Raw genomic sequence first — 24,838 nt, 5'->3', positions numbered from 1 at the left:
CCTCTTGTTCGCTAATCCTCTTAGTTGGTGAGATTCTCAGCCCTTGAGGTCATCTGCGTCAAGGGCAGCGACGGACCGGGTACCGACCGTGACGAAACCGTGCTTGGCCAACGCGTCGGGATCGGTCAGGATCCGAGGCATGGCTCCCGCGCGCCCCGCCCACGTCCACCGGGTGCGGGTGCGCCCGGCCGACTGCGACCACCGGGGCGTCGTGCACAGCTCCCGGTTCCCCGTGTTCTTCGAAGCCGCGATGGTCGAGACCCTGCGGTCGCTCCTGGGCTCCTACAAGGAGTTGGAGCGCAGCGGGATCGAGTTCGTCGTCGAGGAGGCGTCCCTGCGGTTCACCGGCTCGGCGCGGTTCGACGACCTGCTCAAGATCGGCGTGCGGGTGCGGACGATGGGCACGACGTCGGTGACGCTCGGGTTCGACGTGGACGTCGACGGGGTCCCGGTCGCGACCGGGTGGCACCGGTACGTCGCCGTGGGCACCCTGGAACTGCGGAACACCGTGATCCCCGAAGGCGTGCGGAAGGTGTTCCAGGTTCGGGAACCCGCACGCCGGGAACCCGCGCGCCGAGGTACTTGAACACTGTTCGCGTTGGCGTCACCGTTGACGCATGCCGTCTCAGTTGAAGGACAGCGCCATCCTCGCCCTGGGTCGCGGGATGGTGGCCGTGTACGGCGCCCTGGGCGATCCGGGCGCGAAGCTGTTCCGGAAGTCCTCGAAGAAGGACCCCTACCCGCTGTACGAGAAGGTCCGCGCGGGCGGGACCCTCGTGCCCACCAAGCTCGGGCTGCTGATGACGGCGGAGCACTCCATCGCCGCCGAGGTCCTGCGCGACCCGCGGTGGGGCATCCTGGCCCCCGCCGACATGACGATGATCGACGAGACCGCCTACGCCGCCGACGGCCGCGTGCTGGTGAACCCGCTGACGACCTCGTTCCTGATGCGCAACCCGCCCGACCACACGCGGCTGCGCCGCAACGTCGGCGGCTGGTTCACGCCCCGCGCGCTGCGGGAGCAGATGCCCGCGATCGAGCGGGTGATCGAGGACTTCCTGGACCGCGCCGAGGAGAAGGGGACGTTCGACCTGGTCGACGACTTCGCCAAGCGCGTGCCGGTGCAGGTGATCGCGGACCTGCTCGGCGTGCCGTCGAGCGACCACGAGAGCTTCATCCGGTGGGGCACGGCGCTGGTCAACTCCATCGACGGCGTGCGGGACATGAAGGAGCTGCGGCTGCTCCAGGACACCCTGCGCGAGTTCGACGCGTTCCTCGGCGAGCTGATCGAGCACCGGAGGCGGACGCCGGGTGACGACATCGTCAGCCACCTCGTCGCGACCGACGACCTCGCGCTGGACGACCTGATCGCGACCACGGAACTGCTGCTGGTGGCCGGGTTCGAGACGACGGTGAACCTCATCGGCACGGCGACCAACGCCGTGCTGGGGCACCCCGAGGTGCGGCGGAAGCTGATCGCGGACCCGGCCTACGCCGAGCGCGTGGTCGAGGAGACGCTGCGGTGGGACCCGCCGGTGCAGTACGTCGTGCGGGTGCCGTTCGAACCCCTCGAGCTGGCCGGGCGGCGGCTGCCCGCGAACCAGCCGGTGATGATGATCCTGGCCGCGGCCAACCGCGACCCGAAGGTGTTCGCCGACCCGCACCGGTTCGACCCGGACCGCGAGGACGTCGGCAAGCACCTGGCGTTCTCGTCGGGCATCCACTACTGCCTCGGCGCGAACCTGGCCCGGATGGAGGCCGCGGCGGCGGTGCGCGGGCTGTTCCGCCGGTTCCCCGGACTGCGGGCGGCGGGACCTGTTCTCCGCTGGCCGTCGCCCACGATCAGGGGCGCTCTCCACCTTCCGGTGAACGTGGGAGTGACAAAGCCGTCACTCGCCGTCGATAAAAGGTAGCGTCACCCACTCGTTTGGTGAAAGAAACACCCGCGGCTCGACTTCTTAGGGCATTGTGGAATCAAGCGGAAGACCCGCCGCACCGCCGCCGCGGCGGGCCTCCGCGTTTTACCCCCTCGTTCAGTCGACGCCGGCCATCAATTCCTTGATCTTCGGCGCGAGGACGAGCAGGAGAACTCCGAGCCCGAGCGCGATCGCGCCGAGGATCCCGAAGTACGCGACCGCCGTGTCGTCGCTGTACAACTTCACCACCTGCGCGCCGATGCCCTGACCTGCGGCGCTCGACAGGAAGAACAACCCCATCGTCTGCGCCGCGAATGCCCGCGGCGCCAGTTTGGTGGTCACCGAAAGACCGACCGGGGAAAGCATCAGCTCACCGCAGGTCATCACGAAGAACACCAGGACGAGCCAGAGGGGCGACACCTTGTCGTCCGGTCCGCCGGACTGACTGGCCGCCATCGCGACGAGGAAGGAGAGGCCGATGAACAGCAGACCGCCGCTGAACTTGCGCGGGGTGGCGGGCTGACGGGTGCCGAGCCTGGTCCACAACAATGCGAACAACGGCGCGAAAACGATGATCATCACGGGGTTGATGGACTGGAAGAACGAAGGGGGGAACTCGAGGCCGAAGATGCTGTTGCGGACGCTCGTGTCGGCGAACGCGGCGATCACCGTGGAGGTCTGCTCGTAGAGCAGCCAGAAGAACACCGCGGCGGCGAACAGCGGGATGTAGGCGACCAGCCGGGTGCGCTCGACGGGGGTGGTCTTGTCGCTGCGCATCATCACGGTGAAGTAGACGATCGGCAGCACGACGGACAGCACGCTCAGCAGGTTGACCATGCCCTCGCCGGACAGCACGCCGAGCACGATCAGCAGCACGAGGACGACCACGACGGCGGCGGAGACGCCGACGATGCGGCCCAGGATCCGGCCGCGGTCCTCGTCGGGCAGCGGGTTGGCGGGCCGGTCGCTCAGCTCGCCGAGGTTCTTGCGGCCGAGCTGGTACTGGACGAGGCCGAACGCCATGCCGACGGCGGCCGCGCCGAAGCCCAGGTGCCAGTTGATCTGCTGACCGAGGAAACCGCAGATCAGGGGCGCGATGAACGCGCCGAGGTTGACGCCCATGTAGAAGATCGAGAAGCCCGCGTCGCGGCGGGGGTCGTGCTGCTCGTAGAGGCCGCCGACGATGTTGGAGACGTTCGGCTTGAGGAGGCCGGTACCCAGGACGATGAGGATCAAGCCCGCGTAGACGCCCGCGAGGCCGATCGGCAAGGCCAGCGCGATGTGGCCGAGCATGATCAGGACGCCGCCGTAGAGCACCGCGCGTTGGCTGCCGAACACCCGGTCGGCGAGCCAGCCGCCGCCGACGCCCGCCATGTACACCGACGAGCCGTAGATGGCGACGAGGGACAGGGCGGCGCTCTTGTCGACGCCCAGACCGCCCTGAGCCGCGGAGTAGTACAGGTAGTAGGCGAGGATCGCCTTCATGCCGTAGTACGAGAACCGTTCCCACAGCTCGGTGAAGAACAGGGTGCTCAGGCCTCGGGGGTGCCCGAAGAACCCGTGCTGCGGTGCCTTGGCGGCGCTGTCGGCGCTTGTGGCGCTCAAAGGTCGACTCCCTCACGTCGTGTCGGCACATCGGTGTGCCAACCACGCAGATTAGGCCGTACGGGTGTACCGGCCGAACCGGGTGGTCCACCAGGTGGCCCAGTCCACTTTCTCGAGGTGCGTACCCCGAAATCCTTTGGTCCACTCGTGAGGTGGAACTGATCGAGGCACACGGGCTGGCCATCACCGAGTTCGACCGACGGGTGCGTCGGGTGCGTCCGGAGCAGTGGACGCTCGGCACGCCGTGTGAGAAGTGGTCGGTCAGAGACCTGGTGGCCCACCTGGTGCACGAGCAGCTGTGGGCCCCGGAACTGCTGGCGGGTTGCACCGTGGAGCAGGTCGGCGACCGCTTCGACGGCGACGTCCTCGGCTCGGACCCGCTGCACTCGTGGGTGCTGGCCGCGGCCGCCGCGCGCGAAGCGTGGATCACGCCGAAGGCGCTGCTCCGGCCGGTGCACCTGAGCTACGGCAAGACCACCGCCGTCGAGTACGGGTGGCAGATGACGGCCGACCTCACCGTGCACGCGTGGGACCTGGCGCGGGCGATCGGGGCGGACGTCGAGCTGAACGACGGGCTGGTGTCGGCCGTGCTGGAGTACCTGGAGCCGAACGCCTCGGAGTGGCGGGCGGCCGGGGTCTTCGGGCCTGCCGTGGATGTTCCGGCCGACGCCGATCCGCTGTCCCGACTGCTCGGGGTGACGGGTCGAACGCCCTAAAGGGGACATAACTTCCGGATTCGCCCACGGGCCTTGACCAGGTTACTGGTCTGGACCATAGTCAGACTGCCGCCGCATTTAGGAAGTAAAGTTTCCTATCGAATGAGGTGGCTATGCGTAGGACCTCCCGCTTCGGCGCCGGTCTGCTCGTACTCGGCGCGCTCCTCGCGTCGACCCTGATGTCCACCGGAGCCCAAGCCGTACCCGTTGCGGCCCAAGACGTTTCCGCCGCGGCGGGTCCCTCCGCCTCGGCACTGATCGCCAAGCTCACCTCCTGCTCGCAGATCTCGTCCGGGAAGTACCGGTCGGACGAGGAGACGTCCGCGAACATCCCCGTCTGCGGCAAAACCGGCGCGGTTTGGTACAAAGCCGACCTCGACGTCGACTGCGACGGGAAGGTGACGTCGAAGTGCAACTCGTCCACGGACCCGTGGTTCCAGGACGACACCGCGTTCCACGACAGCAAGGGCGCGCCGTTGCAGGCGGACAAGCTGCCGTACGTGGTGGTACCCAGCCCGAGCGGGACGTGGGACTACCGGAAGTTCGGGATCCAGGGCGGCGGGATCGTCGCGGTGATCGCGAACAACAAGGTCACGTATGCGGTGGTCGGCGACACCGGGCCTACCGCGATCATCGGTGAAGCGTCGTACGCGACGGCTGTTGAGCTGGGGATCAACCCGGACCCGGAGAACGGTGGGTCGGACGGGCCGGTGCACTACATCTACTTCAAGAACTCGAAGGTTTCGCCTATCGAGGATCATGCGAAGGCGTTGTCGCAGGGGGCGGCGTTGGCGCAGCAGTTCATCGACCAGAACTAGGGGTCGAGCTGGGATGTGGGCCCCGCCGCCTGGCACGCTCCAGGTGGCGGGGTTCGCTTTGGATCAGCAACTAGAGCTGTAAACGCCGCAAGTCGAAGACTCGGACTCCGATTGGCTGACCACCAGCAGAATCACACCGAGTGCGAGCACCAGCGACGGGATGATCACCGCGGTCCACATCAGGATGCGGCGGATCGAATGCAGCAGCACAACCGCTTCGGTGGTGGCCTGCGCCTGCACAGCTTCCGGCGTCTCCGCGTTGCCGATGCGGGCCAGGGATGCCTTCACGTAATAGCCGGACCAGGACGGGCCTCTGGCGATTCCGCTGTCGGGACTCACCTCGGCGTCGAAAACTGGCTGGTCAGGGCTGGGAACATTCGTGGTTTCGGACATGGCGGCGTCCTCCTCGCTCGGTGCACACCATCCGTCGCGAGCGAAGCGATCCACGTTACTGATGTCACCCGGCCGTGGGGAGCTGTGGGTGGCAGGTCGGGTCATGGGGTTGCCCATCGGGAGCGTCCCCATGACCCCTACCTGGCACGGGCGGGGCTCCCGGACCATGCTGGAGTTCCCGCGGTCCGCTCCCTGGCGACTCCCCCATCGGCTACTGGGAGCGGACCGCGTTCCGTGCGGCTGTCGTCTTGCCCCTGACAACCCCCGAGCTGCCGCACAACGCCTATTTCTAGTCGCTCGGCGTTGTCCGGTGTCGGGGTGAGGGAGCCTGACAACCATCTCCGGACAAACCCGTCACGGGCCGGTGACGCCGGAGACCCAGCTGGTGGGCTGGCCGCTTTCGGTGAGGAGCAGTTGCCAGTCGGCGAAGCCCGCTGGGGCGTCCGGTTGCCAGGGCCACTGGCCCTGTGCTGTGGGGACGATGATCTGGACGGCTGGGAAGTCGCCCTTGCCGTAGAGGAGGAACGCGCTGCCGAAGAACTCCGGGTAGAAGCCCTTGAACACCTTTTCCACGGTGATGGGGATTCCGACGAAGATGTCGTGGTGCAGTTCTCCCGGTACGAAGCGCTGGCCGCCACGGGCGCGGTCCACGTAGGCGGCCAGCAACACCGTGGCCGCTTCCTGGGGTAGGCCGACGACCACGGCTTCCGCCACGCCGAAACGGCGCCACGCGCCCACCGTGAACGCGTAGGGCGCGCCCTCGGCGTCCTCCGGCACGCAGATGGTGGCGTGCCCGTGCAGGTCGGCCTGCTCCAGCAGCCACTGGCGCAGCCGGATTTCCTTCTCGGGGTACGGGGGGATCGTCACGTCCCTCATTCTCCCTGAAACGACGAGGGGACTCCCACCGGCGGTGGGAGTCCCCTCAGCCTGGCGTTCTAGTCGATCTCGGCCATGACCTCGTCGGACACGTCGAAGTTCGCGAAGACGTTCTGCACGTCGTCGCAGTCCTCCAGCGCGTCGATCAGCTTGAAGATCTTCCGGGCGCCCTCGGCCTCCAACTCGACCGTGACGGACGGCAGGAAGTTCGAGTCCGCGGAGTCGTAGTCGTAGCCCGCGTCCTGCAACGCCGTGCGCACGCCGACCAGGTCGGTCGCCTCGGACACGACCTCGAACGTGTCGCCGAGGTCGTTGACCTCCTCGGCGCCCGCGTCGAGGACGGCCATGAGGACGTCGTCCTCGGACAGGTCGTTCTTCGGCAGGATCACGACGCCCTTGCGGCTGAACATGTACGCCACCGAGCCGGGGTCCGCCATCGAACCGCCGTTGCGGGTCATCGCGGTGCGCACCTCGCCCGCGGCGCGGTTGCGGTTGTCGGTGAGGCACTCGATCAGCACGGCGACGCCGTTCGGGCCGTAGCCCTCGTACATGATCGTCTGCCAGTCGGCGCCGCCTGCTTCCTCACCGCCGCCGCGCTTGCGCGCGCGCTCGATGTTGTCGACCGGCACCGAGTTCTTGCGCGCCTTCTGGACCGCGTCGTACAGCGTCGGGTTGCCATCGAGGTCACTGCCACCGGTCCTCGCGGCCACCTCGATGTTCTTGATCAGCTTCGCGAAGAGCTTGCCCCGCTTGGCATCGATCGCGGCCTTCTTGTGCTTGGTGGTAGCCCACTTGGAGTGGCCGCTCATCTTTCCTCCGTCACATGCGACACAACACGCTCAGCCCGCTGAGCGAACGATTTCCACGAAAAGGCGGTGCACCCGACCGTCACCGGTGAGTTCCGGGTGGAACGCGGTGGCGAGGACGTGCCCCTGCCGGACCGCGACGATCCTACCGGCGGCCTCGCCCGCCGTCGGGGATTCCGGCACCCGCGCGAGCACGTCGACCTCTCCACCGGCGGATTCGACCCACGGCGCGCGGATGAAGACGGCGTGCACCGGGCCGCCCTCGACGCCCTCGAAGTCCAGGTCCTCCTCGAACGAGTCGACCTGGCGGCCGAACGCGTTGCGCCGCACCACGATGTCCAGGCCGCCGAGCTGGTGCTGGTCCGGCCGCGCGTCGATGGCCTTGTCGGCGAGCAGGATCATGCCCGCGCACGACCCGTAGGCGGGCAACCCGTCCGCGAGCCGGGCGCGCAGCGGCTCCAGCAGCTCGAACGTCGCCAGCAGCCTGCTGATGGTGGTCGACTCGCCACCGGGCAGGACGATGCCGTCCAGTTCGGCGAGTTCCTCGGGACGACGTACCGGGCGGGCGACCACGTCGCACTCGGCGAGCGCGATGAGGTGCTCGCGGACGTCGCCCTGGAGGGCGAGCACACCGACGACGGGCTGGGCTGCGGACACGGCTGCGGTTCCTCGGGTGGTCGTGGACTGGTCGCACCACCCTAGTACTAGGGGTGATCACGGCTGGTGAAGGGCCGATGAGACGGGGAGCAATGCGACAAATCGCTCGCGCTGCCGAGCGGTTCGGCGGACACTGCACACCCATGGGGACGGACATCCACGGCTTCGCCGAACAGCGCGCGGACGACGGCACCTGGCACGCGGTCGACTACCCCGGCCCGTGGGAGTGCCCCTTCGACGAGCACCACTACGGGATCTTCGGGTTCCTCGCGGGCGTCCGCAACATCTGGAACGTCCCGGTGCTCCACCCGCCGCGCGGATTTCCCGACGACGCCTCCGCCGTGGCGCGCGCGGACTACGACGACGGCGGCTACGGGGAGCACAACCACTCGTGGCTGCTGGTGTCCGAGCTGACGGCGTTCGACTACGACAGCGTGCACCTCCGCACCGGACAGCACGGCAGGCACGTGCCTCCTCCCGAACCCGTCCCCACGCCGGTCCGCACCACCCTCGGCGAGCGCTTCTTCGTCCACCTCGCCCTGCTCCAGGCGTTGGACGAGCAGCGCACCACCCGGATCGTCTTCTACTTCGACAGCTGACGCAGAGAACCGGCCGGGTCGGGCGCTCGTGGCGCCCGGCCAGGCCGGTTCCGCTACCGCTCCGACCGGCTTCAGCTCTGGCCGACGGAGACCCGCTCCTCGTCCTGTGGGACGGAGGGGCGGCGGGACTGCACGGCCTTCCAGCCGACGACGAGCACGATCGCCAGGACCGGGATGGACCAGAAGGCCACCCGTTCCGCCGTGCCCGCGAAGGCCATCAGGACCAGGACCAGCGCCAGGAAGCCGAGGGTCGCCCAGTTCGTGTACGGGGCGCCCGGCATCCGGTAGGACGGGCGTTCGATCTCGCCGCGCAACGCGGCCTCGCGCAGCCGCATCTGGCAGACGATGATCGTCGCCCAGGTCGCGACCACGCCCAGCGAGGCGATGGCGATCGCGATGTCGAACGCCTCCTTGGGCACCAGGTAGTTCAGCACCACGCCAGCGAGGTAGACCACCGAGGTGAACAGCACGCCGCCGTAGGGAACGTGGTTCTTGCTCATCTTCCCGGTGAACGCGGGCGCCTCGCCCTTCTGCGCCAGGGACTTGAGGATGCGGCCGGTGGAGTACAGGCCGGAGTTGCACGACGACAGCGCGGCGGTCAGCACGACGGCGTTCATCACGTCGCCGACCCAGCCGATGCCGAGCTGCGAGAAGACCGTCACGAACGGGCTCTCCAGACCGCTGTAGGCGTGCCACGGGAGCAGCAGCGTGAGCAGCAGCACCGAGCCGACGTAGAAGACCGCGATGCGGTAGACGACGCCGTTGATGGCCTTCGGCATCACCTTGTGCGGGTCCTTGGTCTCGCCCGCCGCGATACCCACGAGTTCGATGGCCGAATAGGCGAAGATAACCGCCTGGAGGGTCATCAGCGCGATACCCACTCCGGCCGGGAACAACCCGCCGGTTTCGGTGATGTTGTGCACACCCGCGGTCGAGCCGCCGATTTCGGTGCCCTTGACGACCAGCGCGATACCGGTGAACAGGAACGCGATGATCGCGGTCACCTTGATGACGGAGAACCAGAACTCCAGTTCGCCGAACAATTTCACCGAAAGCAGGTTGATGACGACCAGGAACGCGAGGGCCACCAGTGCGGTGATCCACTGCGGAAGGTCGGGGAACCAGCGGTGCATGTAGATGGCGACCGCGGTGATCTCCGCGATGCCCGTCATCGCCCAGTTGAGCCAGTACATCCAGCCGGACGCGAACCCGGCCCACGGGGCGATGAACTCACGGGCGTACTCGACGAAGCTGCCGGTCGTCGCGCGGTGCAGGACCAGCTCTCCCAAGGCCCTCATCACGAAGAACGCGGCCAGACCGCACAGCGCGTAGGAGAAGATGAGCGCCGGTCCCGCGGCGGCGAGGCGCCCGCCCGCACCGAGGAACAGGCCGACGCCGATGGCGCCGCCGATCGCGATCATCTGGACCTGGCGCTTGCTCAGCGACTTGGCGTACCCGTCGGCATCGGGCAAATCTTTTGCCCTTTCGGACACTTTCTCCTGCGAATCCACGAGAACTGGTTCCTTTCCATGAACCACATGTGCCGGAACCTCCCGCGTTCCGACCCGGACCAGTGGAGTGACGCCGACCACCCACTGGTTGCAGGACGTTAGAGGGTGTGCGCAGTCAGTGGGAAATCACTTGGGGAAGACTTGATGTAATCGACATCACAAGGCGCGCACACCGTGGAAAGGGCCCGGTCGAGGTCGTCCCAAATGTCCTCCACGTCCTCCAAACCGACGCTTACTCGCAATAGGTTCTCCGGCACTCCGCACGCATTCCGATCGGCGCTGGGCACGAGTCGGTGGGTGAGCGCGGCGGGGTGTTCGACGAGCGTGTCGACCGAGCCGAGGCTCACGGCGGGGGTGATCAGCGAGAGGCCGCGGACCACCTCCGTGGGGTCCTCGCGGGTGGTGAACGCGAGCACCGCGCCGGGTCCGCGCAGCTGGCGGCCGAGCAGGCCGAGCGGGTCCGCGCCGGGCAGGCTCGGGTGCCGGACCACGCCGACGGCCGGGTGCTCGGCGAGCCTGCGGGCGAGTTCGACGGCGTTGCGCTGGGCGGCCTCGACGCGCAGCGGCAGGGTCGCCAGGCCGCGGTGCATCAGGTAGCCGCCGAGCGGGTGCAGCACCGCGCCGGTGACGATCCGGACCTGGCGCAGCGTTCCCGCCCGTTCCGCCGAGCAGGCCACGACGCCGCCGAGCACGTCGCCGTGCCCGCCGAGGTACTTGGTGCCCGAGTGCAGCACGTAGGTCGCGCCGTGGGCGGCGGGGTTCTGGAGCACGGGGGTGGCGAAGGTGTTGTCGACCATCACCGGCACGTCACCGGCCTGCGCCACGGCGGCGGCGATGTCGACGAGGTCGAGGTTCGGGTTGGCCGGGGTCTCCAGGACGACCAGCCCGGTCTCCGGGGTGATCGCCTCGGCGATCCGGTCGGCCGTCGCGTAGGTCGTGCGGACGCCGAGCAGCCCGGACGACAGCAGGTGGTCGGTGCCGCCGTAGAGCGGCCGCACGGCCACGACGTGCGGCTTGCCCGCCATCACGGCCGCCGCCTGCACGACCGCCGTCACCGCGGCCATGCCGCTGCCGAACGCCACCGACTGCTCGGTGCCCTCCAGCAGCGCCAGCGCCTTCTCGAACCGGGCCACGGTCGGGTTGTGCAGCCGCGCGTAGACCGGCGAGGCCGCCTCGGCGACGCCGTCCGCGAGGGCTTGCAGCGCTTCCCCGCCCGCCGCCTGGTCGGGCACGGGGTAGGTGGTGGACAGGTCGATCGGCAACGCGTGCACGCCCAGCGCCGCGAGGTCGTCGCGCCCGCCGTGGACGGCCATCGTGTGGAAACCCGCCATGGTCGGCCTCCGTGGTTCGTTCGGTCCGGTGGCACGATCGTGGCAACCGGGGCAGGTTCCACGGGGAAGTTCCGCACGTGCTGCGGCCGTCGAGGAGGAGGACCGTGATGGATTCGGTGGACGCGGCGATCGTGCACGAGTTGCAGAAGGACGCGCGGCTGCTCAACAAGGACCTCGCGGACCGGGTCAACGTCGCCGCCTCCACGTGCGTGGTCCGGCACCGGGCGCTGCGCGAGCGCGGAGTGATCACCGGGTACCACGCGGAGGTGGACCTGAAGGCCGTCGGACGGCCGGTGCAGGCGATCATCGCGGTCCGGATCCGGCCGCACACCCGCGCGATCGTCGGGCCGTTCATGGAGTACGCGCTGGCGCTGGAGGAGACCCTCGCGGTGTCGCACGTGACCGGCCCGGACGACTTCCTGGTGCACGTGGCCGTCGCCGACACCGCGCACCTGCAACGGCTGGTGCTCGACCGGTTCACCGCCCGCCGCGAGGTGACCGAGGTGCACACGAACCTGCTGTTCGAGCACGTCCGCAAGCACACGATCCCGCCGCTTCCGGAACCGTGAGCCAAACTACAAAGGCAAACTTTGCAGTTTGCCTTCACGAGGTCTAGCGTCGGAGGCGTGGAAGACCAGGAGATCGCGGCGCTCGCGGCGGACCTGCGCGTGGTCGTCGCCCGGTTGCGGCGGCGGTTGCGCGAGGAGTCCGGCCCCGGCGACTACACGCCGTCGCAGGCCGCCGTGCTGCTGCGGCTGGAACGCGACGGGCCCGCGACGGTGACCGAACTGGCCCGCGCCGAGGGAGTCCGACCGCAGTCGCTCGGCGCGAACGTCGCCATGCTCGAGGCCGCCGGGATGGTCGCGGGCACACCGGACCCGTCCGACGGCCGCCGCACGATCCTGTCGCTCACCGACACCGCCCGCCACGCGCTGGCCTCCATCCGCGCGGCCAAGCAGAGCTGGCTGGTCCGCGGGGTCCGCTCCACCTTCACCGACGCCGAACAGGAGCAGCTGGCCGCCGCGGTCGTGCTGCTCCAGCGCCTCGCCGACTCGTAGGAGAACCGCCATGACCGTCACCGCGCTCGACCCGAGGACCGCGCTCGTGGTCGTCGACCTCCAGAAGGGCATCCTCGGCCTGCCCACCGTCCACCCGGTCGCCGACGTCGTGAAGAACGCGGGCGCGCTCGCCGACGCGTTCCGCGCCCGAGGCCTGCCGGTCGTGCTCGTGACGGTCGACGGCGGCGCGCCGGGCCGCACCGAGCAGTCCTTCGGCCGCCGCGAGATGCCCGCCGACTGGGCCGACCTCGCGCCCGAGCTGAACCAGCACCCGAGCGACAAGACCGTGCTCAAGCGGACCTGGGGCGCGTTCACCGGCACCGACCTGGACGCCTACCTCAAGGGCGAGGGCGTCACGCAGGTCGTGGTCGTCGGCGTCGCCACCACCGCGGGCGTCGAGTCGACCGCGCGGCACGCCCACGAGAACGGCTACCACGTGACCCTCGCCGTGGACGCCATGACCGACTTCAGCCCCGAGGCGCACGACAACAGCGTCCAGCGGATCTTCCCCAGGATCGGCGAGACCGGCACGACGGCGGAGATCGTCGCGCTGCTGCCGTGACGACGGCGACCGCGCCCACCGGGACCTTCCGGTCGTTCGCGGGGTTCAACTACCGGGTCTGGGCGGGCGGTGCCCTCGTCTCGAACATCGGGACGTGGATGCAGCGCACCGCCCAGGACTGGGTGGTGCTGACCCAGCTGACGCACAACAACGCGACCGTCGTGGGCGTCGTGATGGCGCTCCAGTTCGGTCCGCAGGTGCTGCTCCTCCCGCTCACCGGCTACGCCGCCGACACCCTGGACCGGCGGAGGCTGCTGATGGCCACGCAGGCCACGATGGGCGCTCTCGCCCTGGGGCTCGGCCTGCTCACGGTCACCGGGACCGTGCGGCTGTGGCACGTCTACGTGTTCGCGCTGCTGCTCGGCTGCGTGGCCGCGTTCGACGCCCCCGCGCGGCAGACGTTCGTGGCGGAACTGGTCGCCGGACCGAACCTGTCCAACGCGGTGGCGCTCAACTCGACCTCGTTCAACCTGGCCCGCACCATCGGCCCCGCCATCGCCGGGCTGCTCATCGCGGGCATCGGCTCCGGGTGGGTGTTCCTGCTCAACGCCGCCACGTTCGGCGCGGTGCTGCTGTCGCTGCGGACGCTGCGGGTGGCGGAACTGCACCCGGTCGTGCGGGCGCCACGGGCGCGCGGCGGGCTCGTCGAGGGCTTCAAGTACGTGTGGTCGAGGCCGGACATCAAGGCGATGCTGGTGATCCTGTTCCTCATCGGCACGTTCGGCCTGAACTTCCCCATCTACATCTCCACCATGTCCGTCACCGTGTTCCACGAGGGACCCGGCGAGTTCGGGCTGCTCACGTCGGCGCTCGCGATCGGGTCGGTGATGGGCGCGCTGCTGTCCGCCCGCCGCGCCAGCCCCCGCGTCGGGCTGCTGGCGGTGGGCGCGACGCTGTTCGCCGTCGGCTGCGCGCTCGCGGCGATCGCCCCCACCTACTGGGTGTTCGCGCCGGTGCTGACGCTGGTCGGCGTGGCGTCGCAGACGATCACGACGACGGCGAACGGCGCGGTGCAGATGGCCACGGACCCCGCGCTGCGCGGGCGGGTCATGGCGATCCTGATGGCGATCCTCATGGGCGGCACCCCGATCGGCGCGCCGATCGTCGGCTGGGTCGCCGACGCGTTCGGCGCGCGGTGGGCGATGGGCGTCGGCGCGCTGGCCGGTCTCGCGGCCGCGTGTGTCGGCGTTCACCACGTCGTGAAACGGCGGCGGTCCTGACCGCGTGTTAGGAAAGGACATGGAGATCGACGTGCTGCGCGACCTGCTCGACGGCCGGTGGGCCGATCTTCGGCGGAGGTCGCGGGACCTGCTGGGGACGCTGGAGCCGCCGCCGGTGCTGGACCTGGACGCCCAGCGGGCGCTGGTGTTCGAGCAGTTGCGGCTGCTGGCCGAGGGCGGGCACCCGTTGACCGGGTTCCCGAAGGCCTACGGCGGGCACGACGACGTGGGCGGGTCGGTCGTCGCGTTCGAGGTGCTGGGGTTCGGTGACCTGTCGCTGATGGTCAAGGCGGGCGTGCAGTGGGGCCTGTTCGGCGGGGCCGTGCAGGCGCTCGGCACGCGCGTGCACCACGACAGGTACCTGCCCTCCATCATGAACCTCGACCTGCCCGGCTGCTTCGCCATGACGGAGACCGGGCACGGGTCGGACGTGCAGCACCTGCGGACGACGGCGACCTACGACCCGGACACCGAGGAGTTCGTGGTCCACACGCCGGATCCGGGCGCTCGCAAGGACTACATCGGCAACGCGGCCCGCGACGGGCGGATGGCCGTGGTGTTCGCGCAGCTCGTCAGCGGCGACGAGGAGCACGGCGTGCACGCGCTGCTGGTGCCGTTGCGCGACGAGGACGGTCAGGCGCTGCCCGGAGTGTCCATTGAGGACTGCGGCCACAAGGCCGGGCTCAACGGCGTGGACAACGGGCGGCTGACGTTCGACCACGTGCGCGTGCCGCGCGAGGCGCTGCTCGACCGGTACGGGTCGGTGGCCGCCGACGGCACGTACAGCAGCCCGATCGACGGGGTCGGGCGGCGGTTCTTCACAATGCTGGGAACGCTGGTGCGCGGGCGGATCAGCGTCGCGGGCGGGGCGGGCAGCGCGACGAAGAAGGCCCTGGCGCTGGCGGTCCGGTACGGCGAGACGCGCAAGCAGTTCACCCGGCCGGACGGCGAGGAGGTCGTGGTCCTCGACTACCTCGCCCACCAGCGGCGACTGCTGCCCGCGCTGGCGCACAGCTACGCGCTGCACTTCGCGCAGGAGGAACTGGTGTCGGCGCTGCACGACCTGGGCGACGACGACCGGGCGCAGCGGGAACTGGAGTCGCGGGCCGCCGGGCTCAAGGCGGTGGCGACGTGGCACGCCACGGCCACCATCCAGACGTGCCGGGAGGCCTGCGGCGGCGCGGGGTACCTCGCCGAGAACCTGCTCCCCCAGATCAAGGCCGACACGGACGTCTTCACCACGTTCGAAGGCGACAACACCGTGCTGCTGCAACTGGTCGCGAAAGGACTGCTGACCAGCTACCGCGACCACGTGGGCGACCTGGACACGCTGGGCATGGCGCGGTTCGTGGCCGACCAGTTCGTCGGCGCGGTCATCGAGCGCACGGCGGCCCGGTCGATCATCGCCCGCCTGGTCAGCGGCTCGGACGACGGGCTGCTGGAACGCGGGTGGCAGGTCCGCCAGTTCGAGTTCCGCGAGACCCACGTGCTGGAAGGGCTCGCGCGCAGGCTGCGGCGGGCGGGCGACGGCGAGCAGGACCCGTTCGAGACGTTCAACAACGCCCAGGACCACGTGCTGCACGCCGCTCGCGCGCACATCGACCGCGTGGTGCTGGAGGCGTTCGTGGCCGCTGTCGACCGCTGCCCGGACCCGGAGACGTCCGCGCTGCTGGACCAGGTGTGCGACCTCTACGCCCTGTCGGTGATCGAGGCCGACCGCGCGTGGTTCCTGGAGCACGGCAGGCTGACCGCCGCGCGCTCGAAGGACGTGTCCCGCACGGTCAACGACCTGTGCCGCCAACTCCGCCCGCACGCCCGTGCCCTGGTCGACGCGTTCGCCATCCCCGAGTCGTGGCTGGCGGCCCCGATCACCCGGTGAATTCGGTCGCAGGCAAGCACTTCGCGGGTCAGCGACCCCCGGAGTGCTCAACTGCGGGCCCAACGGCTGGTGGAGGCCTAGGCGCACTTCGCGTTCGTGTCGCGGAGCTGGAGGTACACCACCTTCGAGTCCACGTAGTCGAAGTCCATGACCCAGCCCGCCCGGCCGCGCGCCGGCATCTCGTAGCGGCCCGGCGAGGTCAGCCCCAGTCCCCTGCCGAGGTAGGTCTTGCGCAGGTCGTCGACCGTGGAGCCGTCGCCGATGCCGTCGACCGTGCGCGCCGAGACCGGCGCGCCGATCACCCGGATCCGGCCGTCGGCGAACGACACCACCCCCGCGGGGTTGGCGGGGCCGACGATGTCGTCCGCGCGCTCGCTCAACGCCGACGCCAGTTCCGCCACGCCGCTGACCGCCCGTGCCGCGTCGGCGGTGCGGGCGAGCCACGCGACCTGGTCGTCCGGGGACGCCTCGGGGGCCGGTGACGGGCCGACGCGCGCGATCAGGTCCTTGGCGCGCAGCACCGCGTTCTGGTGCGCCTGGTCGGCTGCCTCGTCGGCCGCGGCCCACGCGGGGTCGGGTCGGACGCCGCCGGTCATCGAGTAGTACGTGCACCCGGAGAGGACGGCGATGGGGTCCGGGTCGAGTTCCCCGGTGGCGAGCGCGTCCTGCTTGGTCATCCCCGGTTTGAGCGCGCCCCAGCCCTGCGCTCCGAACGCCTTGACCACCGGCGGCTCACCGTCGGTCGCGGGCGTGCACGCCGACACGGCGAGCACCGCGGCGATCGCGGTGAGCCCGGCTAATCGCCCAGTGTTCACAGAGATCGACGGTAGAGCAGAAAACCGTTGCGGCGAAACGGTTTCCACCCGAATGCCGAATACCGGGGGCTAACTCACTCCGGTAAGCCGCAGTCCTGCGGTAACAGCGGCCGCCAGCACGACGACTAGGACGAATGGAGCCTTCCTCCACGCCGCCAGCCCGCCCACGGCTACGCCGATCGGCAGGGCGAACCCGGCGAAGTGGTCGCCCTTCACGAGCGTCGCCGTGGCGATGAGCGCGACCAGCAGCACGGTGGCGGCGATCGACATCAGCGAGCGGACGCCGTCCGACAGGGTGATCCGGTCGCGCAGCAGCGGACCGGCCAGCCGGAACGCGTAGGTGCCCGCGGCGAGGACGAGGATCGCGTAGACGGTCATCGGCGCACCGGCACCGGGAGTCGCAGGGCGAGCAGACCGGCCAGCGCGAGCAGCACCGGCACGCCCGCGGGCACGAACGGTGTGGTGACCAGCGCGATCACCGCGCCGACCAGCGCGGCCCGGACGGTCGGCGCGTCGCGCAGGGCGGGCAGCACCAGCGCCAGCAGCGCGGCGGGGAACGCCGCGTCCAGCCCGAACACGGCCGGGTCGCCGATCGACTGCCCCACGAGCGCGCCCGCGAGCACACCGACGTTCCACGAGATGAACAGCGCGACGCCGCACGCCCAGTACGCGGTCCGCGCGCGGGCGGGGTCGCGCTGGGCCAGCGCGAACGCCACCGACTCGTCGGACATCAGGTGGCTGCCGACCAGCTTGCCGGGCAGGCCGGGCCCCAGCACGCCGCCGACGGCCAGCCCGAACGGCAGGTGGCGGACGTTGAGGACCAGGCCCGCGAGCACGGCCGCGACGGGCGACCCGCCCGCCGCCACGACGCCGACCGCCATGAACTGGCTGCCACCCGCGAAGATGACCAGCGACATGAGCACCGGGATCCACCACGGGGAGCCGGAGGCCACCGTGATCGCCCCGAAGGAGGCGCCGCTGACGGTGACGCTGGCGGCTATCGCCAGGACGTCGCGGAGGAGCACCGGATCGAGTGTTCGCCATGTCGAACGCATGTCCATTAGAGTGAACACCAGGCAGCCGTTCGTCAAGGCGAACGAAGTGACTGTTGTACCGAACACAGGAGTGCCGTGAACCGCACCGCACCGCTGGAGGTCATCTCCGCGTCCCTGCGCCGCGAACGCGCCCGCGTCGGCCTGTCCCTCAGCGAGCTGGCGAAGAAGGCGGGCGTCGCGAAGTCGACGCTCTCGCAACTGGAGTCCGGCAGCGGCAACCCGAGCGTCGAGACGCTGTGGGCGCTCGCCACCGTGCTGGACATCCCGCTGAGCAAGCTCGTCGACCCGCCGACCGCCCGCGTCCTGGTCATCCGGGCGGGCGAGGGCCCGGCGATCTACTCCGAGCGCGCCCACTACACCGCGACCCTGCTGGCGTCGTGCCCGCCCGGCGCCCGCCGCGACCTCTACCAGGTCGCGCTGGAGCCCGGAGCGGGCCGCGAGTCCCAGCCGCACCGGACGGGCACGGTCGAGCACCTGGTCGTCGGCTCGGGCAGGCTGCTCGCCGGACCGGCCGACGGCCCGGTCGAACTCGGCGTCGGCGACTACCTCACCTACCCCGGCGACGTGCCGCACACCTGCCGGGCCCTGGAGCCCGGCAGCGTCGGGATCATGCTGATGGAGTACCTCTAGGCGTCGAGCACGTCGCGGAGCCGCTCGGCGAACGCCTCGGGCTTGCCGGGCATGCCGTACTCGTCGCCGAGGAACCCGCCGTGGTTGCTCGGGAACACCGTCGCCTCCTGCCCGAGCAGCGCGGCGGTCGCCAGCGTGGTGCGCCCGGTGAAGGTGTCGCCGGACTCCTCGGCGACCGCGATCACCACACGCGTCGACGCGGCCTTGAGCGCGTCGACGTCCGGCCGGTAGCCGCTCACCGCCCAGGACCGGTCGGACAGCAGCACGTCGTCGCGCTGGCCGTCGTCCTCGGTCGGCAGGCCGAACATCGCCGGGTCGGCGGCGGGCTGGGCGAAGTAGGCGTCGGTGTACTCGCCGCTCCACGACGTCATCGCGATGAAGGCGGCCATCCCGGCGCCGAACCCCCTGGCGTTGTACGCATCCGTGACGCCCGCGCGGGCGCGTTCGGCGGCCTCGGCGTCGGACACCAGCGGGATCAGCGGCGGCTCGTGCGCGACGAGGGTCACGACGTCGTCCGGGTGCGCGGCCACCAGCGCGAGCGCGGTCACCGCGCCGCCGCTGCTGCCGAACAGGTCGACCGGACCGGCCCCGAGCGCCCCGATCAGGGCGTGCACGTCACCGGCCTGGACGTCCGGCGTGTTGTCGACCCGGCCGTCCGAGCGCGTGCTGCGGCCGAGGCCGCGCGGGTCGTAGGTCACCACCGTGCGGTCGGGGAAGTGCGACGCCAGCGTGCCGAACCCCTCGGCGGTCATCGGCTGGCCGATCATCAGCAGCGGCGGTCGGCCGTCGGCGGGCGGCAGCGGGCCGCGGACGTCGTAGGTGATGACCGCTTCGCCGAGGTCGAGCTGGTGGGTCGTCGTCATGGCCGCGCCTTCCGCGTGAGGAAACGCCTGCCACCCTGAACCAGCGGGTCCCGGCGCGCAACCGACACGCGGAAGCCCCCGCACCGGAGTGCGGGGGCTTCCACCGGATCGGGGCCGACTACCAGCCGCGCTCGGCCAGGCGGTGCGGCTCGGGGATCTCCTCGACGTTGATGCCCACCATGGCCTCGCCCAGGCCGCGCGACACCTTCGCGATGACGCTCGGGTCGTCGTAGAACGTGGTGGCCTTGACGATGGCCTCCGCGCGCTGCTCCGGGTTGCCGGACTTGAAGATGCCGGAGCCGACGAACACGCCCTCGGCGCCGAGCTGCATCATCATCGCGGCGTCGGACGGGGTGGCGATGCCGCCCGCGGTGAACAGCACGACGGGCAGCTTGCCCGCCTCGGCGACCTCGCGGACCAGGTCGTACGGCGCCTGGAGCTCTTTGGCGGCCACGTACAGCTCGTCCGGGCTGAGGTTCTGCAACCGGCGCAGCTCGCCGCCGATCTTGCGCATGTGGGTGGTGGCGTTCGAGACGTCGCCGGTGCCCGCCTCGCCCTTGGAGCGGATCATCGCCGCGCCCTCGGTGATGCGCCGCAGCGCCTCGCCCAGGTTGGTCGCGCCGCAGACGAAGGGCACGGTGAACTGCCACTTGTCGATGTGGTTCGTGTAGTCCGCCGGGGTGAGCACCTCGGACTCGTCGATGTAGTCGACGCCGAGCGACTGGAGGACCTGGGCCTCGACGAAGTGGCCGATGCGGGCCTTCGCCATGACCGGGATGGACACGGTGGCGATGATCTCGTCGATCATGTCCGGGTCGCTCATCCGGGACACGCCGCCCTGCGCGCGGATGTCGGCCGGAACGCGCTCGAGCGCCATCACGGCGACCGCTCCCGCGTTCTCCGCGATCTTCGCCTGCTCGGCGTTGACCACGTCCATGATCACGCCGCCCTTGAGCATCTCCGCCATGCCGCGCTTGACGCGCGAGGTCCCGGTCACCTGACCGGTGTCGGAGGGGGATGAAGTGGTCACGGCCAGCCTTTCGAAAAGGGGTGTTCGGACCAGGCCATCCTACGACCGACGTGGACCGCCGGCGCGGGCCAATCCAGCCCGTTCCCGGCAGTCCACTTCGCTTTCCGCCGCAGGTGGTGGCCTACGTCATACCGAAGGGCCACCGCGTCGGCGTGCTCAGGTCCACGCCCCAGCCGAACACCACGCGCGGCCGCACCAGGAACGCCGCCCCGACCGTGCCGTCGCGGTCGCGCACGCCGTCGCCGTCCGGCGCGAACGTCCACGAGTACTTGGCGTTGTACGCCGCCACGGCGTCCGCCGGCACGGCGGCGACCGCCCGGCCCTCGACGATCACCACGTCGTCGGTCGCGGCCGGGTGCACGGTGATCTCCGCGTTCTTCCCCAGGTTCCGCGCGGCCGACGACCCGGTGGAGAACCAGAACCCGTCGTCGAGCCACACGCCCCACACCGGCCGGGTGTGCGGACTGCCGTCCGGCCGGGTCGTGGCGATCCAGTAGTCGCGCGCGGCGGCGAGCCGGTCGCGCGCCCACGACCACGGCAGCAGGTCGCCTTGCGGCACGGGCTGCCCGAACAGCACCGGATGCTCCGGAATCGGCTCCAACGTCTTGTCCCCTCTGCCCGTGCGGGTGTGAGATCGAACACTAAACACTTGCAACCGATGACGTGTGCGAGTTGTGGAGGGCAGTTCCATGGGAGCGAAGAACAACGACAACGGCCACTCGGCAGGCTCGGTCGCTGTGGACGACCCGGCCAAGGTCCGCAACGTCGTGCTGGTCGGCCCCTCGGGAGCGGGCAAGACCACCCTGACGGAGGCGCTGCTGACCGCGAGCGGCGTGCTGACGCGGGCCGGGTCGGTCACCGAGGGCACCACCGTGTGCGACCACGACCCCGCGGCCGTGCGCCAGCAGCGGTCGGTCGGCCTCGCCGTGGCCCCGCTGCGGCACGGCGACATCAAGATCAACCTCATCGACACCCCCGGCTACGCCGACTTCGTCGGGGAACTGCGCGCGGGCCTGCGGGCCGCCGACGCCGCCCTGTTCGTGGTCAACGCCTTCGAGGGCGTGGACGCCTCGACCACGACCCTGTGGGCCGAGTGCGCCGCCGTCGGGATGCCGCGCGCGGTCGTGATCACCCGCACCGACCACCACCGCGCCGACGTGGCCACGGCCATCGCGGCCTGCCAGGAGGCGTTCGGCGCGGGCGTGGTGCCGCTCTACCTGCCCAAGGACGGCGGGCTCGTCGGGCTGATCACCGGCGACCCCGAGGGGTTCGAGGCCGAGCGCGCCGAGCTGATCGAGGCGATCATCGCCGAGAGCGAGGACGAGTCGCTCATGGACCGCTACCTCGACGGCGAGGAGATCGACCAGGCCACGCTGGTCGCCGACCTGGAGACGGCGGTGGCGCGCGGCTCGTTCCACCCGGTGCTGCCCGTGTGCGCGTCGACCGGTGTCGGCCTGCCCGAACTGCTCGACGGCATCGCCCGCGCGTTCCCGTCGCCGCTGGAGCACCCGCTGCCCGAGGTGACCGGACTGGACGGCATCCCCCGGCCGCGGCTGGCGGCCGACCCGGAGGGGCCGCTGGTCGCCGAGGTCGTGCGCACCGCCGTGGACTCCTACGTCGGCCGCGTGTCCGTGGTGCGGGTGTTCTCCGGGACGCTGCGGCCGGAGAACGCGGTCCACGTCTCCGGGCACGGCATGGCCGACCGGGGGCACGAGGACCACGACGCGGACGAGCGGGTCGCGCACGTCTACTCGCCGCTGGGGTCCGCGCTGCGCGAGGTGCCGTACTGCGTGGCGGGCGACGTGTGCGCGGTGACCAAGCTCGGGTCGGCGGAGACCGGCGACACGGTGTCCGCGCCGGACCGGCCGCTGCTGGTGTCGCCGTGGTCGATGCCCGAGCCGCTGCTGCCCGTCGCGGTCGTGCCGCGCAGCCGCAGCGACGAGGACAACCTGGCGCGCAACCTCAACCGGCTGGTCGCGGGCGACCCGACGCTGCGGCTGGAGCGCAACGCGGAGACGCACCAGATGGTGCTGTGGTGCATGGGCGAGGCGCACGCCGACGTCGTGCTGGCCCGGTTGCGCGCGGGCGGCGCGGAGGTCGACACCGAGCCGGTGCGGGTGTCGCTGCGCGAGACGTTCGGGGCGGTCGCGAAGGGCCACGGGCGGCACGTGAAGCAGTCCGGCGGCCATGGCCAGTACGCCGTGTGCGACATCGTCGTCGAACCGCTGCCGCGCGGCGGCGGGTTCGAGTTCGTGGACAAGGTCGTCGGCGGGGCGGTGCCGCACCAGTTCATCCCCAGCATCGAGAAGGGCGTTCGGGCCCAACTGGACCGCGGTCTGCAAGCTGGCCACCCCGTGGTCGACATCCGCGTGACCGTGGTGGACGGCAAGGCGCACTCGGTCGACTCGTCGGACGCGGCGTTCCAGACGGCGGGGTCGCTGGCGCTCAAGGACGCGGCGGCGAACGCCCGGATGTCGTTGCTGGAGCCCACCGACGAGGTGTCGATCCACCTGCCGGACGAGCACCTCGGCACGGTGCTGGGCGACCTGTCCGGCAGGCGCGGGCGGGTGCTGGGCACCGAGTCGGACTCCACCGCGCACACCACGATCCGCGCGGAGGTGCCGAGTTCGGCGCTGCTGCGGTACGCGGTCGAGCTGCGGTCGCTGACCTCCGGCACGGCGTCGTTCACCCGGCGCTTCGTCCGCTACGACCCGCTGCCCGACTGAGTTTTCGCCTGGTATGCCGCCGGTGTCCGTTATTCCTTCCAAATTGTTAAGGAAGTTTCCTAACTAATCTTGCGCTCGAGTGGCTCCACCCAGGACTCTGCTCAACACGCCGCCAAGTCCAGGGTTCCGCGGAGGCACCATGAGTCCGAGAGCGCTCCTCTCGACCGTCACGACCGCACTGCTGGTCCTCGTCGCCGTGTTCGCGGGCGTCGGCACGGGACAGGCGGCCACGTCCACGCAGCAGACGTTCCTGACGTTCTACGGCTGGTACGACAACACCCCGCCCGGCGGGGACATCTCCTACCCCCAGATCCACGACACGGCCGGTGGCGTCGGCACCTACGCCGACCCCATCACGTTCGCCACCTCGACCTCGGAGCTCAAGGCGGGCACCAAGGTCTGGGTGCCGCGCGTGCGCAAGTACTTCATCATGGAGGACTCCTGCCAGGAGTGCGGGGCCGACTGGAGCGGCAACGGCCCCAACGGCGGGCCCGGCCTGTGGCACCTCGACCTGTGGCTCGGCGGCCAGGGCGGCAACGCCATGAACGCCATCGACTGCGAGGACGCGCTGACCCACTACAACGCCGACAACACGCCGACGTTGGAGCCGGTGGTCATCGACCCGCCGTCGACCGAGCCGTACGACTCGACGCCGATCTTCAACACCAGCACCGGCGCCTGCTACGGCGGCGCGCAGCCGAACACCACGATCGGCCAGTACCGCAACGGGTCCAACAGCCAGTGCCTGGAGGGCTCGACGTCCGGCACGCAGCTCAAGACCGCGGCGTGCACCGGCGGCGCGGCGCAGAAGTTCACCTTCCACGGCGCGTTCCTCGTGCTGAACAACCTGTGCGCGGCCATGTCCGGCAGCAACGTCGTGCTCCAGACGTGCACCGGCGGCCCGCAGCAGCAGTGGTCGATCAACCCGAACGGCACCATCTCCGACATCCAGACCGGCAAGAAGTGCGTGCGGGTGTCCGGCACCAACGTCGTGGCGGGCAGCTGTTCCGGCGCACAGAGCCAGTGGGCCTTCACCTCGGCCTCCCCCAACGACTTCTCCGTCAGCGTGAACCCCACCTCCGGCACGGTCGCCGCGGGCGGGTCCACGACGGCGGCGGTGTCGACGGCGGTCACCGCGGGCAGCGGGCAGCCCGTCGCGCTCGCCGCGACCGGCCTCCCGTCCGGCGCGACCGCGACCTTCTCCCCCGCGTCGGTCACGGCGGGCTCGGGCGCGACCGTCACGTTCGCCGCCCCGGCGGGCACGGCGGCCGGGATCTACCCGGTGACCATCAACGCGACCGGCGGCTCGGGCGTGCACACCGCGTCCTACTCGCTGACCGTCACCGGCTCCGGCGGCAACCCCGGCACGCCTTCCCTGCTCTCCCAGGGGAAGACGGCCACGGCGTCCTCGACCGAGTCGTCGACGTACGCGGCGGCCAAGGCGTTCGACGGCAACCTCACCTCCACCCGCTGGGCCAGCGAGGAGGGCGTGGACGCGGAGTGGCTGCGCGTCGACCTCGGGGCCACGGCGAGCATCAGCCAGGTCAAGCTGACCTGGGAGGCCGCCTACGGCAAGTCGTACTCGATCGAGACGTCCGCGAACGGCTCGACGTGGACGCCGATCTACACGACCACGACGGGCAACGGGGCCACGGACGACCTGACCGGGCTGTCCGGCACGGGCCGGTACGTCCGGATCAGCACCAAGGCCCGTGGCACCGCCTACGGGTACTCGCTGTACGAGTTCCAGGTCTACGGCACCACGAGCTGAC

At 70.4% G+C, this 24,838-nt stretch carries 26 protein-coding genes; 13 read left to right on the top strand and 13 right to left on the bottom strand.

Annotated elements, in window-relative coordinates:
- Positions 1-139: 139 nt before the first annotated feature.
- Together ACFWW9_RS26725 and ACFWW9_RS26720 are read left to right on the top strand one after the other, a co-directional pair.
- A complete protein-coding gene (locus ACFWW9_RS26725) occupies positions 140-586 on the top strand; it encodes an acyl-CoA thioesterase (protein ID WP_390383486.1) in 447 nt (148 codons plus the stop codon).
- 31 nt (positions 587-617) lie between these two features.
- Positions 618-1,913, top strand: a complete 1,296-nt coding sequence (locus tag ACFWW9_RS26720) for a cytochrome P450 (RefSeq protein WP_390383484.1) — start codon at positions 618-620, stop codon at positions 1,911-1,913.
- 120 nt (positions 1,914-2,033) lie between these two features.
- On the opposite strand, the gene ACFWW9_RS26715 is transcribed toward ACFWW9_RS26720, so the two are convergent.
- Positions 2,034-3,521 (bottom strand): peptide MFS transporter, encoded by a 1,488-nt coding sequence (locus ACFWW9_RS26715; RefSeq protein WP_390383482.1) that lies wholly within the window; start codon positions 3,519-3,521, stop codon positions 2,034-2,036.
- 152 nt (positions 3,522-3,673) lie between these two features.
- Between ACFWW9_RS26715 and ACFWW9_RS26710 the strand changes: the two genes are divergently transcribed.
- Together ACFWW9_RS26710 and ACFWW9_RS26705 are read left to right on the top strand one after the other, a co-directional pair.
- A complete protein-coding gene (locus ACFWW9_RS26710; protein ID WP_390383480.1) occupies positions 3,674-4,237 on the top strand; it encodes a TIGR03086 family metal-binding protein in 564 nt (187 codons plus the stop codon).
- Positions 4,238-4,350: 113 nt separating this feature from the next.
- The gene (locus tag ACFWW9_RS26705) at positions 4,351-5,055 is read left to right on the top strand and encodes a glycoside hydrolase family 75 protein (protein ID WP_390383478.1); all 705 of its coding nucleotides are present in this window, start codon (positions 4,351-4,353) and stop codon (positions 5,053-5,055) included.
- 63 nt (positions 5,056-5,118) lie between these two features.
- Here ACFWW9_RS26705 and ACFWW9_RS26700 read toward each other — a convergent pair whose 3' ends face one another.
- From ACFWW9_RS26700 to pdxT, 4 genes are all read right to left on the bottom strand, one after another.
- A complete protein-coding gene (locus ACFWW9_RS26700; protein WP_390383476.1) occupies positions 5,119-5,448 on the bottom strand; it encodes a hypothetical protein in 330 nt (109 codons plus the stop codon).
- A 354-nt stretch (positions 5,449-5,802) separates the two neighbouring features.
- Positions 5,803-6,324, bottom strand: coding sequence for a DUF4262 domain-containing protein (locus ACFWW9_RS26695; RefSeq protein WP_390383474.1), 522 nt, complete (start codon positions 6,322-6,324; stop codon positions 5,803-5,805).
- Between the two features lie 59 nt (positions 6,325-6,383).
- The gene (locus ACFWW9_RS26690) at positions 6,384-7,133 is read right to left on the bottom strand and encodes a YebC/PmpR family DNA-binding transcriptional regulator (RefSeq protein ID WP_390383472.1); all 750 of its coding nucleotides are present in this window, start codon (positions 7,131-7,133) and stop codon (positions 6,384-6,386) included.
- Positions 7,134-7,163: 30 nt separating this feature from the next.
- A complete protein-coding gene (pdxT, locus tag ACFWW9_RS26685) occupies positions 7,164-7,787 on the bottom strand; it encodes a pyridoxal 5'-phosphate synthase glutaminase subunit PdxT (protein WP_390383470.1) in 624 nt (207 codons plus the stop codon).
- A 143-nt stretch (positions 7,788-7,930) separates the two neighbouring features.
- Here pdxT and ACFWW9_RS26680 point away from each other — a divergent pair, with 143 nt between their 5' ends.
- Positions 7,931-8,386 (top strand): hypothetical protein, encoded by a 456-nt coding sequence (locus ACFWW9_RS26680; protein WP_390383468.1) that lies wholly within the window; start codon positions 7,931-7,933, stop codon positions 8,384-8,386.
- A gap of 71 nt (positions 8,387-8,457) precedes the next feature.
- Here the strand turns inward: ACFWW9_RS26680 and ACFWW9_RS26675 are convergent, their stop codons facing one another.
- On the bottom strand, positions 8,458-9,807 hold the full coding sequence (locus ACFWW9_RS26675) for an amino acid permease (RefSeq protein WP_390383506.1): 1,350 nt from the start codon (positions 9,805-9,807) through the stop codon (positions 8,458-8,460).
- A 188-nt stretch (positions 9,808-9,995) separates the two neighbouring features.
- A complete protein-coding gene (locus ACFWW9_RS26670; RefSeq protein ID WP_390383466.1) occupies positions 9,996-11,228 on the bottom strand; it encodes a trans-sulfuration enzyme family protein in 1,233 nt (410 codons plus the stop codon).
- Between the two features lie 107 nt (positions 11,229-11,335).
- Between ACFWW9_RS26670 and ACFWW9_RS26665 the strand changes: the two genes are divergently transcribed.
- From ACFWW9_RS26665 to ACFWW9_RS26645, 5 genes are read left to right on the top strand one after another with little or no spacing between them, the layout of a single operon-like run.
- Positions 11,336-11,797, top strand: a complete 462-nt coding sequence (locus ACFWW9_RS26665; RefSeq protein WP_390383464.1) for an Lrp/AsnC family transcriptional regulator — start codon at positions 11,336-11,338, stop codon at positions 11,795-11,797.
- A 57-nt stretch (positions 11,798-11,854) separates the two neighbouring features.
- A complete protein-coding gene (locus ACFWW9_RS26660) occupies positions 11,855-12,286 on the top strand; it encodes a MarR family winged helix-turn-helix transcriptional regulator (RefSeq protein ID WP_390383462.1) in 432 nt (143 codons plus the stop codon).
- A gap of 10 nt (positions 12,287-12,296) precedes the next feature.
- Positions 12,297-12,848, top strand: a complete 552-nt coding sequence (locus ACFWW9_RS26655) for an isochorismatase family protein (protein WP_390383460.1) — start codon at positions 12,297-12,299, stop codon at positions 12,846-12,848.
- Positions 12,845-14,068, top strand: a complete 1,224-nt coding sequence (locus ACFWW9_RS26650) for an MFS transporter (RefSeq protein ID WP_390383457.1) — start codon at positions 12,845-12,847, stop codon at positions 14,066-14,068. The genes ACFWW9_RS26655 and ACFWW9_RS26650 overlap by 4 nt, the downstream gene beginning before the upstream one ends.
- A 19-nt stretch (positions 14,069-14,087) precedes the next feature.
- Positions 14,088-15,947 (top strand): acyl-CoA dehydrogenase, encoded by a 1,860-nt coding sequence (locus ACFWW9_RS26645; RefSeq protein WP_390383455.1) that lies wholly within the window; start codon positions 14,088-14,090, stop codon positions 15,945-15,947.
- Positions 15,948-16,024: 77 nt separating this feature from the next.
- Here the strand turns inward: ACFWW9_RS26645 and ACFWW9_RS26640 are convergent, their stop codons facing one another.
- From ACFWW9_RS26640 to ACFWW9_RS26630, 3 genes are all read right to left on the bottom strand, one after another.
- Positions 16,025-16,762 carry a hypothetical protein gene (locus ACFWW9_RS26640; RefSeq protein WP_390383453.1) on the bottom strand — a complete coding sequence of 246 codons (738 nt, stop codon included), beginning with the start codon at positions 16,760-16,762 and terminating at the stop codon, positions 16,025-16,027.
- Positions 16,763-16,831: 69 nt separating this feature from the next.
- Positions 16,832-17,140, bottom strand: coding sequence for an AzlD domain-containing protein (locus ACFWW9_RS26635; RefSeq protein ID WP_390383451.1), 309 nt, complete (start codon positions 17,138-17,140; stop codon positions 16,832-16,834).
- Positions 17,137-17,817 (bottom strand): AzlC family ABC transporter permease, encoded by a 681-nt coding sequence (locus tag ACFWW9_RS26630; protein ID WP_390383449.1) that lies wholly within the window; start codon positions 17,815-17,817, stop codon positions 17,137-17,139. The genes ACFWW9_RS26635 and ACFWW9_RS26630 overlap by 4 nt, the downstream gene beginning before the upstream one ends.
- A 75-nt stretch (positions 17,818-17,892) precedes the next feature.
- Here ACFWW9_RS26630 and ACFWW9_RS26625 point away from each other — a divergent pair, with 75 nt between their 5' ends.
- Positions 17,893-18,447, top strand: a complete 555-nt coding sequence (locus ACFWW9_RS26625) for a helix-turn-helix domain-containing protein (RefSeq protein WP_390383447.1) — start codon at positions 17,893-17,895, stop codon at positions 18,445-18,447.
- Here the strand turns inward: ACFWW9_RS26625 and ACFWW9_RS26620 are convergent.
- From ACFWW9_RS26620 to ACFWW9_RS26610, 3 genes are all read right to left on the bottom strand, one after another.
- Positions 18,444-19,310, bottom strand: a complete 867-nt coding sequence (locus ACFWW9_RS26620) for an alpha/beta fold hydrolase (RefSeq protein ID WP_390383445.1) — start codon at positions 19,308-19,310, stop codon at positions 18,444-18,446. The genes ACFWW9_RS26625 and ACFWW9_RS26620 overlap by 4 nt on opposite strands.
- A 118-nt stretch (positions 19,311-19,428) precedes the next feature.
- Positions 19,429-20,340, bottom strand: a complete 912-nt coding sequence (gene pdxS / locus ACFWW9_RS26615) for a pyridoxal 5'-phosphate synthase lyase subunit PdxS (protein ID WP_390383443.1) — start codon at positions 20,338-20,340, stop codon at positions 19,429-19,431.
- A 121-nt stretch (positions 20,341-20,461) separates the two neighbouring features.
- The gene (locus ACFWW9_RS26610) at positions 20,462-20,917 is read right to left on the bottom strand and encodes a pyridoxamine 5'-phosphate oxidase family protein (RefSeq protein WP_390383441.1); all 456 of its coding nucleotides are present in this window, start codon (positions 20,915-20,917) and stop codon (positions 20,462-20,464) included.
- A 112-nt stretch (positions 20,918-21,029) separates the two neighbouring features.
- Here ACFWW9_RS26610 and ACFWW9_RS26605 point away from each other — a divergent pair, with 112 nt between their 5' ends.
- Entirely contained in the window at positions 21,030-23,066 is a 2,037-nt protein-coding gene (locus tag ACFWW9_RS26605) for an elongation factor G-like protein EF-G2 (RefSeq protein ID WP_390383439.1), read from the top strand.
- Between the two features lie 139 nt (positions 23,067-23,205).
- Positions 23,206-24,837 (top strand): discoidin domain-containing protein, encoded by a 1,632-nt coding sequence (locus ACFWW9_RS26600; protein WP_390383437.1) that lies wholly within the window; start codon positions 23,206-23,208, stop codon positions 24,835-24,837.
- The last annotated feature ends 1 nt before the right edge of the window (position 24,838 follow it).

This window comes from Umezawaea sp. NPDC059074, assembly GCF_042738955.1.
Taxonomy (GTDB): domain Bacteria; phylum Actinomycetota; class Actinomycetes; order Mycobacteriales; family Pseudonocardiaceae; genus Umezawaea.
Note: the sequence above shows the minus strand (reverse complement) of the source record. Positions and strands in the feature narration are given on the sequence as shown.

What these genes read in the sequence shown, in the direction of transcription:
- ACFWW9_RS26725 (WP_390383486.1), top strand. Translation starts at nt 140, where the DNA reads ATGGCTCCCGCGCGCCCCGCCCACGTCCACCGGGTGCGGGTGCGCCCG.
- ACFWW9_RS26720 (WP_390383484.1), top strand. Translation starts at nt 618, where the DNA reads ATGCCGTCTCAGTTGAAGGACAGCGCCATCCTCGCCCTGGGTCGCGGG.
- ACFWW9_RS26705 (WP_390383478.1), top strand. Translation starts at nt 4,351, where the DNA reads ATGCGTAGGACCTCCCGCTTCGGCGCCGGTCTGCTCGTACTCGGCGCG.
- ACFWW9_RS26700 (WP_390383476.1), bottom strand. Translation starts at nt 5,448, where the DNA reads ATGTCCGAAACCACGAATGTTCCCAGCCCTGACCAGCCAGTTTTCGAC.
- ACFWW9_RS26695 (WP_390383474.1), bottom strand. Translation starts at nt 6,324, where the DNA reads ATGAGGGACGTGACGATCCCCCCGTACCCCGAGAAGGAAATCCGGCTG.
- ACFWW9_RS26690 (WP_390383472.1), bottom strand. Translation starts at nt 7,133, where the DNA reads ATGAGCGGCCACTCCAAGTGGGCTACCACCAAGCACAAGAAGGCCGCG.
- ACFWW9_RS26680 (WP_390383468.1), top strand. Translation starts at nt 7,931, where the DNA reads ATGGGGACGGACATCCACGGCTTCGCCGAACAGCGCGCGGACGACGGC.
- ACFWW9_RS26675 (WP_390383506.1), bottom strand. Translation starts at nt 9,807, where the DNA reads ATGATCGCGATCGGCGGCGCCATCGGCGTCGGCCTGTTCCTCGGTGCG.
- ACFWW9_RS26670 (WP_390383466.1), bottom strand. Translation starts at nt 11,228, where the DNA reads ATGGCGGGTTTCCACACGATGGCCGTCCACGGCGGGCGCGACGACCTC.
- ACFWW9_RS26665 (WP_390383464.1), top strand. Translation starts at nt 11,336, where the DNA reads ATGGATTCGGTGGACGCGGCGATCGTGCACGAGTTGCAGAAGGACGCG.
- ACFWW9_RS26655 (WP_390383460.1), top strand. Translation starts at nt 12,297, where the DNA reads ATGACCGTCACCGCGCTCGACCCGAGGACCGCGCTCGTGGTCGTCGAC.
- ACFWW9_RS26645 (WP_390383455.1), top strand. Translation starts at nt 14,088, where the DNA reads ATGGAGATCGACGTGCTGCGCGACCTGCTCGACGGCCGGTGGGCCGAT.
- ACFWW9_RS26635 (WP_390383451.1), bottom strand. Translation starts at nt 17,140, where the DNA reads ATGACCGTCTACGCGATCCTCGTCCTCGCCGCGGGCACCTACGCGTTC.
- ACFWW9_RS26630 (WP_390383449.1), bottom strand. Translation starts at nt 17,817, where the DNA reads ATGCGTTCGACATGGCGAACACTCGATCCGGTGCTCCTCCGCGACGTC.
- ACFWW9_RS26620 (WP_390383445.1), bottom strand. Translation starts at nt 19,310, where the DNA reads ATGACGACGACCCACCAGCTCGACCTCGGCGAAGCGGTCATCACCTAC.
- ACFWW9_RS26605 (WP_390383439.1), top strand. Translation starts at nt 21,030, where the DNA reads ATGGGAGCGAAGAACAACGACAACGGCCACTCGGCAGGCTCGGTCGCT.
- ACFWW9_RS26600 (WP_390383437.1), top strand. Translation starts at nt 23,206, where the DNA reads ATGAGTCCGAGAGCGCTCCTCTCGACCGTCACGACCGCACTGCTGGTC.